At 43.1% G+C, this 13,523-nt stretch carries 11 protein-coding genes and 1 pseudogene; all 12 read left to right on the top strand.

Annotated features, from left to right (window positions below; translation table 11 throughout):
- Window positions 1-223 precede the first annotated feature (223 nt).
- The 12 genes and pseudogenes from F6K53_RS08730 to F6K53_RS08675 all read left to right on the top strand — a co-directional run bounded on the left by F6K53_RS08730 (window position 224) and on the right by F6K53_RS08675 (window position 13,475).
- Window positions 224-451 carry a hypothetical protein gene (locus F6K53_RS08730; RefSeq protein ID WP_293080378.1) on the top strand — a complete coding sequence of 76 codons (228 nt, stop codon included), beginning with the start codon at window positions 224-226 and terminating at the stop codon, window positions 449-451.
- A 147-nt stretch (window positions 452-598) separates the two neighbouring features.
- A complete protein-coding gene (locus tag F6K53_RS08725) occupies window positions 599-1,567 on the top strand; it encodes a potassium channel family protein (RefSeq protein WP_229415318.1) in 969 nt (322 codons plus the stop codon).
- Window positions 1,568-2,012: 445 nt separating this feature from the next.
- The gene (locus tag F6K53_RS08720) at window positions 2,013-2,825 is read left to right on the top strand and encodes a spondin domain-containing protein (protein WP_293017340.1); all 813 of its coding nucleotides are present in this window, start codon (window positions 2,013-2,015) and stop codon (window positions 2,823-2,825) included.
- A 1,201-nt stretch (window positions 2,826-4,026) separates the two neighbouring features.
- A pseudogene (locus F6K53_RS08715) lies at window positions 4,027-4,212 on the top strand (squalene/phytoene synthase family protein); the annotation flags it as partial.
- A gap of 263 nt (window positions 4,213-4,475) precedes the next feature.
- Window positions 4,476-4,958: an IS607 family transposase gene (locus F6K53_RS08710; protein ID WP_293064658.1), complete on the top strand. Its 483-nt coding sequence runs from the start codon at window positions 4,476-4,478 to the stop codon at window positions 4,956-4,958.
- A complete protein-coding gene (locus F6K53_RS08705) occupies window positions 4,915-6,063 on the top strand; it encodes a transposase (RefSeq protein WP_293064655.1) in 1,149 nt (382 codons plus the stop codon). The genes F6K53_RS08710 and F6K53_RS08705 overlap by 44 nt, the downstream gene beginning before the upstream one ends.
- Before the next feature lie 402 nt (window positions 6,064-6,465).
- Window positions 6,466-7,221: a phosphoadenylyl-sulfate reductase gene (locus tag F6K53_RS08700; RefSeq protein ID WP_364301176.1), complete on the top strand. Its 756-nt coding sequence runs from the start codon at window positions 6,466-6,468 to the stop codon at window positions 7,219-7,221.
- 178 nt (window positions 7,222-7,399) lie between these two features.
- Window positions 7,400-7,735, top strand: coding sequence for a hypothetical protein (locus tag F6K53_RS08695; RefSeq protein WP_287248102.1), 336 nt, complete (start codon window positions 7,400-7,402; stop codon window positions 7,733-7,735).
- 187 nt (window positions 7,736-7,922) lie between these two features.
- Window positions 7,923-9,173, top strand: coding sequence for an NAD-dependent epimerase/dehydratase family protein (locus tag F6K53_RS08690; RefSeq protein ID WP_293018840.1), 1,251 nt, complete (start codon window positions 7,923-7,925; stop codon window positions 9,171-9,173).
- 224 nt (window positions 9,174-9,397) lie between these two features.
- Window positions 9,398-10,237, top strand: coding sequence for a Uma2 family endonuclease (locus tag F6K53_RS08685; protein WP_293064648.1), 840 nt, complete (start codon window positions 9,398-9,400; stop codon window positions 10,235-10,237).
- A gap of 431 nt (window positions 10,238-10,668) precedes the next feature.
- The gene (locus tag F6K53_RS08680; protein WP_293064645.1) at window positions 10,669-11,817 is read left to right on the top strand and encodes an NAD(P)/FAD-dependent oxidoreductase; all 1,149 of its coding nucleotides are present in this window, start codon (window positions 10,669-10,671) and stop codon (window positions 11,815-11,817) included.
- A 50-nt stretch (window positions 11,818-11,867) separates the two neighbouring features.
- On the top strand, window positions 11,868-13,475 hold the full coding sequence (locus F6K53_RS08675) for a nucleoside recognition domain-containing protein (RefSeq protein ID WP_293064642.1): 1,608 nt from the start codon (window positions 11,868-11,870) through the stop codon (window positions 13,473-13,475).
- Window positions 13,476-13,523 lie beyond the last annotated feature (48 nt).

Genomic DNA, 13,523 nt, shown 5'->3' with positions numbered 1-13,523 from the left:
ATAGTAGCGCTATCCGTTCCCATAGTAATGTTCAATAAGCATTCAGCCGTTTGCCGGACGCCCTCTAGCTTTCAGCTTCAGCGATCCCAGACTTCAATTATATAGTTTTTGTATAGTTTTCAGTAAGCTCGCGCACACTCCAAAGCCCACTCCCGAGCTCCTGAGCCCCCCTGCCGATTCAATCTATAAATTATAGAGAATAGATACAGCGTTTTTCATAACTATGAGCTACACAGGTTTTTTGCCCTGTTCCGAAGTCCCTGTTCCGAAGTCCCTGCTCCCTGCTCCGAAGTCCCTGCTCCCTAAAATCTATAACGAAAGTACCTCACCCAATTCAAAACCGCTGTATTATAGTTACTTAGAGCTGATTCGTAAAGTAAATCTTAATAAGTCTGAAAGCCTTGCTATGATTGTCTTTTCGGTATTAAATAGTTCAATTGTTCTATTTTAGCGCAAGCCTTATCCTACAAGGTTTAGTGCGAGTTTACGAATCAGCTCTTAAACCGACATGAACTGACCATTACGTCTAAGTCAAATGATATTACTATGGAATCGAAAATTCTGGAACTTTTTGCGCAGTGAAAACCTTGATAAAGTAATGGGGGTTATTATAATAATCATTACCATTAACACCATCACTATATCATGGCTGGAACCAGATATCTCAAAAGCAGATGCTTTCTGGTGGAGCATCGTCACCCTAACAACTGTTGGCTATGGTGATATCACCCCTGTCACAGTTGGTGGTCGCGTTATTGCTATTCTCGATATGTTTGTGGGGATTGGATTCTTAGCCATCTTCACCGCTAGCCTCGCTGGTATTTTTGTCGATCAAAAACTCAAAAATGATCTAGGTATGGGATCTTATAATTTTAACAATCACTTGATTATTTGCGAATGGAATTCTAGAGCAAGATTTATCATCAATGAGTTGCGAAGGTTTCCTAAAACTCAAGATGAGAAAATTATTTTAATTGCTAATATAGACCGGAAGCCTATCGAAGACAATAATTTGTTTTTTCTTAAAGGTAATGTAAGTGATGAAACCTTGATTCGAGCCAACTTGATCCAGGCTAGAACTGTTATAATTTTAGGGGATGACAGTATAGATGACACAGCTCGCGACGCAAAAGTTATACTATCTACCCTGACAGTAGAAAGTATTAATCCCAAGGCTTACACAGTTGTGGAGCTGGTAGATGAAACTCATGTTAAATCCTGTCAGCGGGCTAAGGTTGACGAAATAATCGTTAGTAGTGAGTTAAGTAGTATGCTCATTTCCCAAGCTGCTCTTAACCATGGAATTACCAAAGTTGTCTCTGAAATATTAAGTACTCAAACTGGGAACAAGCTTTATAAAATTGCGATTCCTGACTCTCGGGTTGGTAGTTCCTTTATGGAAGTATTTACGTATATGAAGCAAGCCTATCAAAGTATTGTCTTAGCGGTACAAAAAGGAATTGAAGGAGACGTTATCTCCAATCCACCGACAGATTATAAACTTGAGAATGGTGACTATTTAATTGTCGTTTCTCAACACGAACCACGACTGCTAAAGAAATCTTAAACGAGAAATCTTAAACGTAAGTGTGACCTGTGAACTGTGACCTGTGATGTGTTAAGTAACAATTTGAAATTTGAAATTTGAAATTTTCAATTGACGAATACCCTTCCAGGATAAGTAGTCAACCGCAACTAATATCACGTCGTCATTCCAGGCTGATAGAGGCTGGAAATTATCAGTAAATTATCAGCAAATTTTCAGCCTCTGTTCAGCAACAACTAAACCAAGAAACCAATAATCCTAGTCAAGCTACTAACCTAAAATTATCCACTTGATGGGGTGCCAGCAAAATCAGTTTTGAACACTAAGTTTTGAACACTAAGTTTTGAATACTAAGTTTTAAACACTTAGCTGATTAACTCTACGGATAATGATGTAGCTACATAGATAGTTGAGCAACACACTCATTGACAAATCTACCATATTGATATCATTGATCAGGATCACCATGAAGCATTCAATTATTAAATCACTCAAAATCATCACCATGGTTACGGTAACCTCTACACTAGCCATGGCATCTAGCGCAACAGCAGCTACCCTCAAGGTGACAATTCAAAGCCTGGCACCGGACAACGGCACGTTATTGACTCCAGTCTGGGTAGGTTTTCATAATGGTCTTTTTGATATTTATGATCGGGGTGAGGCAGCTTCACCAGGACTTGAGCGCATTGCTGAGGATGGCAATGCAGCAGTGCTTAGTGAAGAGTTTTTTGCTAGTGGTGCGGGTTCAGTTGATGGGGTAATTCCTGGTCCAAATGGTCCAGTTGCTTCTGGGGATATTGCCCAAGCCACATTTACTGTAGATTCTACTAGCCGTTACTTCAGCTACGCAGCAATGATTCTTCCCAGTAATGATGCTTTCATTGCTAATGGCAACCCCTTGGCTATTGAGATTTTTGATGAAGAAGGTAATTTCACTGGAGCTGACTTTACCGTTCTCGGTTCTCAAGTTCTGGATGCAGGTACTGAAGTTAACGACGAGCAGGAGACGACTACTGCTTTCTTCGGTCAAACTATTCCTGATACCGGTACACCAGAAAACGGAGTTGTCACCCTGCATCCAGGTTTTATTCCAGGTGGACCGATTTTATCAACTCCGGCGTTTGCTCAAGCTGACTTCACAGTGGATGGCTACCAGATAGCACGTATCAAAGTCGAGAAAGTGCCAGAATCTTCTACTACTGGAGGATTACTTGCTATCGGTGGGTTGTTATGGCTGGGTAGCCGCTGGCGTCAGAGTCTTAACAGATTCGCCTAAATCCCTTTGGCAATTGACCATTGACAATTTTAAATTGTTTTCCCTTCTTGATTAACAACACTACATAACTAGTCAACATAAGTAGTGCAACATTTAACCTGTACAAACCTACTCACAAGCAGATAGGACGATGGTATAGCATTAGTTTTAACTAATGGTTGTTGCCGACAAAGCAATGCCAAAAGCATTGCGCTATTTTTATTAATGGAGGCTCTTCTGCCTACTCTCAAACCGCACTGTAACTTCACTCAGTCCATTATTTTACGTCGCTTAACTTACGACCAGCTGCCAAAGCTTTTAGTTCTTCGTTGGGCGGTAGTCTTCCCTTGTTAAACAAGTTACTAACTTATTTGATTATAAAACAGTAGATAATGTTTGACAAGGTTTAGAGAGCTATAAGGCTAATAGTTGCACCTCAACTAGACTCAAGTTGACACTCCCCGGTCATTAGACGCGGGGATTCTTGCTTGGCCGTAGGCCACGCTACGCGAACAATGAGTCAACTTAACTTGCTCAACCAGACCGGAGCCAGGAAGAGTAGAGATCGATTCTCCACAAGCGTTTAGATCTTTCACGTTCGCGTAGCGTGACCTACGGTCAATCCAGGTTCCAGTGTGCCGGAAACGAAACCTTAGTAGAGGGTCGCCTTAGTTAATAAGTTTTGACCCTTTTTCTCATAGCCAGTCCCCTGTAAAGGCGACCCTCTACTTACGGTAACTTCAAACCCCACCGTACCCAAGGCTGTTACGGTCGATGCCTGGTATTATCCAGGGCACCTCCGCTTTCGGCTAAGGCCGACGCTGCGCGAACAGAACTGGACGTGAGACTTTCACCTCATCCAGCTCCTAAGTAGACCTCTCCAAAAACTTGAAAGGGGAGCATGTCACTTATGCAGCAACATTAGTACGCTTATCTGGGGAATGGGGAATGGGGAATGGGGAATAGGTAATAGGGGGAGCATGGCGAGCAGGTCAATTTGGTGAGAACGCTTGAACTAGAGTGTTTTCAGGGTTTGAATAGCGTACATGAGTTATTTTAGTACTAATGTTGCTGCGAATAAGACATGCTCCCCAATGATCCAATCTCCGCGTCCCCGTGTAAAATCTTATTTGTTTGACAATAAAAAACTTATCGTTCCGAAAATTTTATCTAAATCGGTAATAGTAATTCTCAACTTGCTTTTGGTGAATTCATCGGANAAAGAGGTATTAGAGCCCTAAGCCGTGATGCCCGTTGGCCGGTTTGGTCTGCGTTGATGCTCTATCAGAAAATTCTCAATGTGATTGAACACAACCATTACGATGTATTTAGCCAAAGAGCCTATGTGCCCAAACTCCGTAAGATGTTATCCTTACCGATAGCCTGGCTGAGGGCACAAGTTCTATAGCATGCGCCATGGCAAATCCTTAATGGAAAATCTGTCAAGAAATCCCCATCCTACATATCGATGGGTTTTTTTTTACCGTTGACCAAGGGCAGCAAAAGAGTGGGATACAAAAGGAAAATACTATCAATTCTATTTAATGGTGCTACAAATGCTTGGGATTGGAAAAGGAGAAGGTGGAAGGGGGAACATCAAAGGGTTTGTAACAGTTAAAATAAATGTTAATAAATCTAGCATTATTTACCAAATTGTGTTAGATTTCAAGGATGGCACTCATCCCAATCCGTAAGGCGGTCGAACTTACGGGACTTTCTCCGAACACTTTAAGGAAGTACGCAGATAATGGCACACTCAAATGCGAACGAACCCCTGGGGGAACTAGACTCTTTGACTCAACAGATCTTCTCCGTTTTGGAAAGGCTCCAAAGTCTAACAGATCCCTTTGTCACACAATCTGTTACTGCCGAGTCAGCAGCACAAAACAACGAGACGATCTTGCCCGTCAAGTCGCCTATCTGCACTCCCTCTTCCCTGAAGCAGAAATCATCAAAGATATCGGCTCCGGCCTCAACTACAAAAGGAAGGGGCTTAGAACCATACTGGAGCGAATTGTCTGCGGAGATCAGCTCACGATTGTTGTTACCTGTAGAGACAGACTTACCCGGTTTGGGTTTGAACTCATTGAGTACTTGGTCGGTCTCAACGGTGGAAAAATCTTGGTTCTCGACCAACCTGAAAGCTGTCTTTGATCCGAACTTACCGCAGATATTCTCTGAATCATTCACGTCTTCTCCTGCCGGGTTCACGGACTCAGGAAATACGGTCAAAAAATCAAAGAAGATTCGACTGTTCCTAAATCCTGACCAGCGTACGCTTATTCGCAAGTGGTTCGGAGTGTCCCGTTATGTGTTTAATGAAACCGTCAAAATCCTTCAAGCAGGCGTTGTAAAAGCCAACTGGAAAGCAATTAAGACAGGGATATTAAACGACCTTCCTGATTGGTGCAAGGAAGTACCTTATCAAATAAAATCGATAGCGATTAAGGACGCCTGTACCGCCGTCAGGGAGGCCAAGAAAAAGTACAAAAAGACGTCACAGATTAATCGGGTAAGATTCAGGTCAAGGAAAAATCCTATTCAGTCTTGCTATATTCCTAAATCAGCAGTTTCTGAGACAGGGATATACCAGACAAAGCTGGGTAAATTGACTTATACCGAAAACTTGCCCGTAGACATCTGCGACTGCCGACTAACTAGTAATAATGGCGACTACTATCTAGTAGTCCCTCACCAGGTAGCTATATCATGTACCGAAAACCAAGGTAGAGTGGTGGCTTTAGACCCTGGAGTTAGAACTTTCGTCACTTTTTTTAGTGAGGCATCTGTAGGGAAGATTGGGCACGGAGATTTTTATCGAATTCAACGTTTGTGCCAGCATTTAGATAATTTGCTGTCTAAAATCAGCAAAGCTAAGCGTGAACAAAAGCGTCGGATGATAAAAGCCTCTAGGCGAATGGTTGTCAAAATTCAGAATCTGATCAATGAACTTCATCATAAGACAGCTAGGTTTCTGGTTGATAATTTTGATGTGATTCTACTTCCCACCTTTGAAACATCTCAAATGTCGAAGAAAGGAAACAGAAAAATCCGATATAAAACCGTTCGGAATCTGCTCACCTTTGCTCATTACCGCTTCAAGGAATTCCTGAAGCATAAAGCTCAGGAAACTGGGAAGGTAGTGGTAGATGTCTGCGAGGCTTACACCAGTAAAACTGTTAGTTGGACAGGTGAACTGGTAAGTATAAATGGAAGTAAGACTATTAAGTCAAAGGTTGATGGGCTTTGTCATGGATAGAGACATCAACGGCGCTCGTGGTATATTTCTGCGGGCTTTGGGAGATACCCCCTGGCTGCGAAAGCAGCTTGCATTAGTGAGCCAGAATCCGCCTTTGGTAGATTATGGTAGCTAAAAAGTATCGGCAAGGGGTAAAGGAAGATATTTATTACCCTTTAAGATTTACTGAAACTCTTCCTATTGGCAGCAAACATTTATAGAGGTTTCTAATTAGCGCGGGTTACAAAGCGCGATAAGTTTCTTCACAAGGGATGTACTTCAGCCGTTGAAGTGCTATATACAATTTCTGAACTATGGTCGATTACACGAGCTTAAAACTGAAGGCTGAGGATGGATAAAGGTATCGATACGTCGTATAATCAGCAAGTCCAACCACTTTTGTCATATAGTAAGGAGATGTTCATGTTTGAACTGGATGTTGTTTATTTGGAATCCGAATACGCCCACAAGAGTCCTCAGGAAATCCTGAAACTGGCTCTTGACAAATTTGACAACATCGCGATCTCTTTCAGTGGTGCGGAGGATGTAGTTCTTGTGGATATGGCATCCAAGATTAAGCCAGATGTGAACGTGTTCTCCCTCGACACGGGTCGCTTGCACTCCGAGACTTACCAACTACTTGAGAAGGTAAGACAGCACTATGGAATTCCACTGGAGGTGATTTTCCCGGAAACGGATGCAGTGGAAGCACTGGTTAAACAAAAGGGGTTGTTCAGTTTCTACCAGGATGGTCACAAAGAGTGCTGTGGTATTCGCAAAGTGGCTCCCTTGCGTCGCCAACTGGCTAAGCTAGATGCTTGGATTACGGGTCAGCGAAAGGATCAGAGTCCTAGTACTCGCGCTAATATCCCTGTTGTCCAGGTAGACAAGGCGTTCTCGACCCAAGAACGAACCCTGATTAAATTTAACCCCCTAGCTAACTGGAGTTCTGAACAGGTGTGGAAATACATCCGCACTAATGATGTGCCTTACAATCAATTGCACGCTAAAGGTTTCGTTAGCATTGGCTGCGAACCCTGTACTCGCCCAACTCTCCCCAATCAGCATGAACGGGAAGGTCGCTGGTGGTGGGAAGGGCAGAAAGAAAAAGAGTGTGGCTTACACAACACTACAGAACAGGGAATGACGAAGAAGGAACACCAAACAGTAAGGGTTTGAGCAACCCTCACTGAAATAAACAGACTAGGTAAAAAAATTCAGTTCAGGTACTTAAGCGTTGCGGCACAATCAAGCTTGTTGCGGTTGAAATCCTAATTTTTAGGTAGAAGTGGGGAGTGGGTTGTGATAATTTCTTTATTACGCTTTTGAAAAATAACTCAGTATTAAATAATACAGAATGAAAATCACGTTAGTTAAAAAAATCAACAAGGACGGTAATTTCTGTCGCAAGTGCGTCAATGTGGTAGAAAAACTTGAAAAAAAAGGACTGATGGGTCGAATAGACCAGATTGTGGTTGCTGATGAGCGTCAGCCATCTAGCGAAGGACTAAATTTAGCTGTAAAGCACGGGGTAGAAGCAGCCCCTTTCTTCATTGTTGATCATGAGGACGGATCGACCCAAGTCTATAGCACTTATGTTCGTTTCTTCAAGGAAATCCTGAATCAGAAGACTTCTGAAAGGGAAGAGGTATCGGAGATCATGGATCGATACCCTGAACTAGATTTCATCTAAAAAACTGATTGCTGTAATTGTGACACTGGGGTGATCAGGTGATGTTAGCGTAGCTCGACGAAGTCCGGTGATGGAAATATATCGGTTCTCGATTGGTTCTCGGTTAATTCCCAAAGCGGGATACTATAGTCGCAGCTCGCTGACAATTCAACCAAAAAAGACCATTTAAACAAACAACTAGGAGTTGATGATGAAAAAAGTTGTAGTTTTAGGCGGTGACGGATTTTGTGGTTGGCCCACAGCTCTCCATCTATCTGATAGTGGTCATGACATTGTAATTGTTGATAACTTGTCACGACGCAACATTGATAATGAGTTGGAAGTGAGTTCCTTAACACCTTACCAGCCGATGTCCACTCGTCTGAAGACATGGCGTGAGGTTTCTGGCAAACAAATCCAGTTCTATAACTTCAATGTAGCGAAAGACTATGATCGCTTACTGAATCTATTCCTAACCTATCAACCGGATGTGGTGATTCATTTTGCGGAACAGCGGGCTGCACCTTATTCGATGAAGTCATCTAGCCATAAGCGCTACACGGTAGATAATAACTTGAATGCGACTAATAATCTGCTAGCTGCGATTGTGGAATCGGGTTTGGATATACATGTGGTTCATTTAGGAACCATGGGAGTCTATGGTTATGGTACTGCTGGGATGAAGATTCCGGAAGGGTATTTAGATATCCAGGTGACTACGGATGAGGGGAAAATGGTACAGCAGCAAATCTTGTACCCAGCCAATCCGGGCAGTATCTATCACATGACCAAAACTCAGGATCAGCTGTTTTTCTATTACTACAACAAGAATGATCGGGTGCGGATCACTGACCTGCATCAGGGGATTGTTTGGGGAACTCAGACCAAGCAGACAAAGCTGGATGAACGGTTAATTAATCGCTTTGATTATGATGGAGACTATGGTACAGTTCTAAATCGGTTCCTGATGCAGTCAGCAATTGGTCATCCGTTGACGGTACATGGCACAGGGGGTCAAACCAGGGCATTTATCCATATTCAAGATACGGTGCGGTGTATAGAGTTAGCGATCGCAAATCCTCCGGCTTCTGGGGACAGGGTGAAAATCTTGAATCAGATGACCGAAACCCATCGGGTGCGGGATTTGGCCCAGATTGTGTCTGATATCACTGGAGCGGAAATTGCCTATCTAGAGAACCCTAGAAACGAATCAGCAGAAAATGAACTGGCTGTGGAGAATAAATGTTTCTTGGAAATGGGTCTGAAACCAACCACCTTGGTTAAAGGTCTGATGCAAGAGGTAATCGAGATTGCTGCTAAATATGTCGATCGTTGCGATCGCTCGAAGATTATCTGTACATCACTGTGGCGGCAGAAGGGCAATGGGGTGAGTATGGCTGACGAAACTTCTGCTCAAACCACATCCGACAAAACGGCGGTGGGTGTAGGTGCCAGTTAAAAATTAGGTAGCGCGCAGGTGGGAGCATATTTTACCTTGAGCGGTCAGCTTTTTATGGTCAGTCTGGTTCTGTTGGCCTTGCAACTAATAGCTGATCACAAGGACAGCATGGGCGTAGCACCATTACTGACTGCTCAAAGTATCTGAAACTCTGGCAATCTTAATAAGTTCATCAGTAGTGAAACTTCTTGCTACCCTAAAACTAGTTGATCCGATTGTCTGTTATGTATCAAACTGACCCCCCTCGTCCGGCCAAGGAAACCCTACCGACGATGTATGATCTCCCTAGTGAAGATCCAGAGGAACCAGGTTTGCCAGACGAGTTTCATGATTTTCAACCTCAGCTATTACGGGAGACATTCTCTCCACCGAGTTACCCAAGGGATCAGATCTTTGTGGGGACTGACTTGAATCTGTACTATGATGTTCGTCATCCTCAATGGTACAAACGACCGGACTGGTTTGGGGTAGTTGGGGTGTCTCGGTTTTATGAACAGCGAGACTTACGATTGAGTTATGTGATGTGGCAGGAAGGGGTCAGTCCATTTATCGTAGTGGAGTTGCTCTCTCCAACGACGGAATCAGAAGATTTAGGGCAAACCCTACGGGATATCGATCAACCGCCGACTAAGTGGGAGGTTTATGAACGTATCCTTCGTATTCCTTATTATCTGGTGTTTAGCCGATATACCAATGAGTTAAGAATTTTTGAGTTGAAAGGGTTAAACTATCAACAGGTAAGCTTGGACACCGACAGATTCTGGCTGCCAGAATTAGGGCTGGGCCTAGGAGTATGGTCTGGGTCATACCAAGAGGTGAATGGAGGATGGTTACGCTGGTATGATGAATTAGGGAACTGGATTCCCACAGGCTCTGAACAGGCTCAACAGACTCAGCACCAGTTGCGGCAGACTCAGCACCAGTTGCAGCAGACTCAGCAGCAATTGCAGGAGGCTGAACAAGAAGCTCAACTCGAACGCCAGGAAAAGGAATTGGCTCAACAGCAGGCAGCGAGATTAGCAGAACGTCTGCGACAGCTGGGGATTGACCCAGGAGAGGTGTAAAAGGTGCCGTTGGCAGCAGAATAGAAAAGGCGATGCTCGGTACGATCCGCTACGCGAACGCATATAGCAATACCCGTCTCATACCAAATCCTGTTCCCAAACCCCCCTTATCTGCATAGCCATAGATTCGTGGCATACAAAGATTTGGTCGATTTTTATAAAAGGGTTTTGACAAACGGATTTGATATAAGTCCACTTATACGCTTAGTTCAGTTCTGGAGTATTTAGTTTGATTATTCTAATTATACGTCCAGGGTTGTTTTTTATCCATTTGCTCTCGCAACGCCCTATAGCGACGTAAGGAGTTTAGCGGTGGGAGGATGTCAATCATGGTTTACCACTGCCTCACCAATATTGTTTGTTAGAAAGCTAGCTTTTTTTTATAGAATGATTATAATTGTCATAAAGTATCTATTCGAGATTGTCTGCTGGTGAACAAAACTAACGATCGTTTTGAAGTTGTAATTGTGGGGGCTGGGGCTGCTGGAATTGGCTGTGGAGTAGTCTTAAAAGATTTAGGAATTGAAAACTTTGTCATTTTAGAACGACATCAAGTAGGGGCTTCTTTTAGGCGTTGGCCTGAAGAAATGCGATTCATTACGCCGTCGTTTCCCAGTCATGGTTTTGGATTGCTGGATCTCAACGCAGTAGTTTTAAATACTTCTCCTGCCCTCAGTTTCAGAAAGGAACATCTTTCGGGGAAAGAATATGCCCTATATTTGGAGACTGTAGCAGAGCATTTTCAACTACCTATAAAAACCGAGACAAATGTGAAAACTATTGCAGCTTTACCTCAAGGCAAAGGCTTTGTCTTGGAAACTTCTAAAGGCGAGTTGCGTTCACGCAGTGCCTCAGCTTCGCTGAGATCGCAGTTTGTGATTTGGGCAGCAGGAGAGTTTCAATATCCCAATCTTAATCCGTTTCCAGGAGCAGAATTCTGCATTCATAATTCCCAAATACGTTCTTGGACAGAGCTTAAGGGGAAAGAATTTGTAGTTGTGGGAGGCTATGAAAGCGGTGTAGATGCAGCGTCAAATTTGGCAGCATTAGGGAAAAAAGTAAAGTTAATCGATCGCCAGAGTAGCTGGTCAAACTTAGACTCAGATCCTAGTGTTTCTCTGTCTCCTTATAGTCTAAAACGTTTAGAAAGAGCTTATTCTATGGGTCGGGTCGAACTAATTGGAGAACAGAACATTGAAGCAGTCAAAGCAGTAAAAAAAGGATATGTGGTGGAGAGCGAGTACGAACAGTGGTTTAGTTCCACACCGCCAATTCTCTGTACGGGATTTAACAGCAGTTTAAAACAAATCGCACCTCTATTTGACTGGTCAAATGGCTATGCAGCCCTGACTGAAGAAGATGAGTCTACCCTAACTCCAGGATTATTTGTCGTCGGTCCTTCAGTGCGTCACGGCAATCTAATTTTTTGTTTCATTTATAAATTTCGGCAGCGATTTGCTGTAGTCGGTAATGCGATCGCTCAACGTCTGGGAATCGATACAACGACCTTGGAAGCCTATCGCCGAGAAGGTTTGTTTCTAGATGACCTTTCTTGCTGTAATAACGATTGTGTTTGTTGAAAAGTAAAGTGAATATTTTTACGCCGTCAAAATTAGAGCGCGATTGTATCGTGGTTATTGGTAAAGAGAGTACGGGCAAGTCCCAACTAATTGCGGCTCTTACAGGACAGACTCCCTATAGTGCCAATTTTCGGGGTTCTACAGTGACTTGTGACACTTATCAATCTGAAGCCTATACCTTTATCGATACTCCAGGAATTCTCTATCGTTCCGACAGCGTAACTACTAAGAAAGCTTTAAGAAAGCTAGAAGAAAATGACACCGTGCTACTGATAGTCAAGGCGACCGACGTAGATCGAGATTTAGCCGATATACTGCCTTTAGTAGCAGATAAACGGGGCATTGTGGTGATTACTTTCTGGGATAAGGTATTATCGACGGTTCATACTCAACAAGTGGTTCGGGAATGGAGAGAAACTTCTAACTTGAGCATTGTCACTGTAGATGCTCGCCACCTGACAATAGAACAAAAAGACTATATTTTGGCTTCTCTGCAAGAACCTCATCCTTTTCCCGCGCAATGGATTCCTACAAGGGCTGGCTGGTATATTCAACCCCAACCAACGCTTTTAGAACATCCTCGACTAGGCTGGTTATTGGCGATCGCCCTATTACTTATTCCTGCGATTATTGCTGTCTGGGGTGCTAACTCCTTTGCGACTTTAGCAGATCCTATAGTACAAAGTGCGATCGCTCCTGTTATTAAACCTTTATCCCAACTCCCAATCTGGTTAAGAGAAATACTGATAGGTCAGTATGGACTGATAACTATGAGTCCGTTGCTGTTTATTTGGGCGATGCCCACAGTAATTCTCTATGCCCTATTCTTGGGCGCATATAAAGCTAGTGGGTTAATAGAACGAATTACCATTGCTCTCAATCCTTTACTCCGTCCGTTTGGGTTATCGGGACGGGATTTAGTGCGAGTAATTATGGGTATGGGGTGTAATGTTCCTGCGGTGATTAGCACCCGTGCCTGTTCTAGTTGTTCTAGGGGAACTTGTATTTCCGCGATCGCTTTTGGTTCGGCTTGTTCTTATCAGTTTGGCGCAACTTTAGGGGTCTTTAGTGCTGCTAAGTTACCTTACTTGATAATTCCTTACCTGCTGTATCTAACCGCAACCACCTTGATATATACCTACATCATTTCTTCCCCTACAGCTAAATCGAATCAGAATCCCCTAGTAATCGAAGGAAGAGCATTTTTAGAATTTCCTCATTCGTCAGTAATTTGGCGCGAAGCTAAGTCAACCATTAATCAATTTTTGTTCAATGCAATTCCCATCTTTTTAGTTATTACCGTTATTGCTTCTGTGTTTAATTGGTTAGGAACGATCGCAGCTTTAGCCAATATTATTAACCCTTTGATGGGATGGTTTAATTTACCCCCTGAAGCCTCATTGCCTATTGTTTTAGCTTCTATTCGCAAAGATGGACTGCTATTATTTGCCGAACCAGAAACCTTGGCTATGTTAACTCCATTGCAGGTTTTGACTGGGGTGTATCTAGCAGGAGTATTGCTACCTTGTTTAGTTACTCTGTTAACTATTACGCGAGAACAGTCTCTTCGATTTGCCTTATTGCTGTTAAGTAGACAGGCGATCGCTGCGATCTTTTTTTCTCTATTACTTGCTTGGGGAGGATTATTAATCAAGTAATAAGTAATGGGCGATCGGTAGTTTCGGTACGAAAACGTACGGTAAGAC

The sequence above is a fragment of the Moorena sp. SIO4A1 genome (assembly GCF_010672065.1).
GTDB lineage: Bacteria > Cyanobacteriota > Cyanobacteriia > Cyanobacteriales > Coleofasciculaceae > Moorena.
This window is presented reverse-complemented; position numbering and strand designations above follow the sequence as displayed.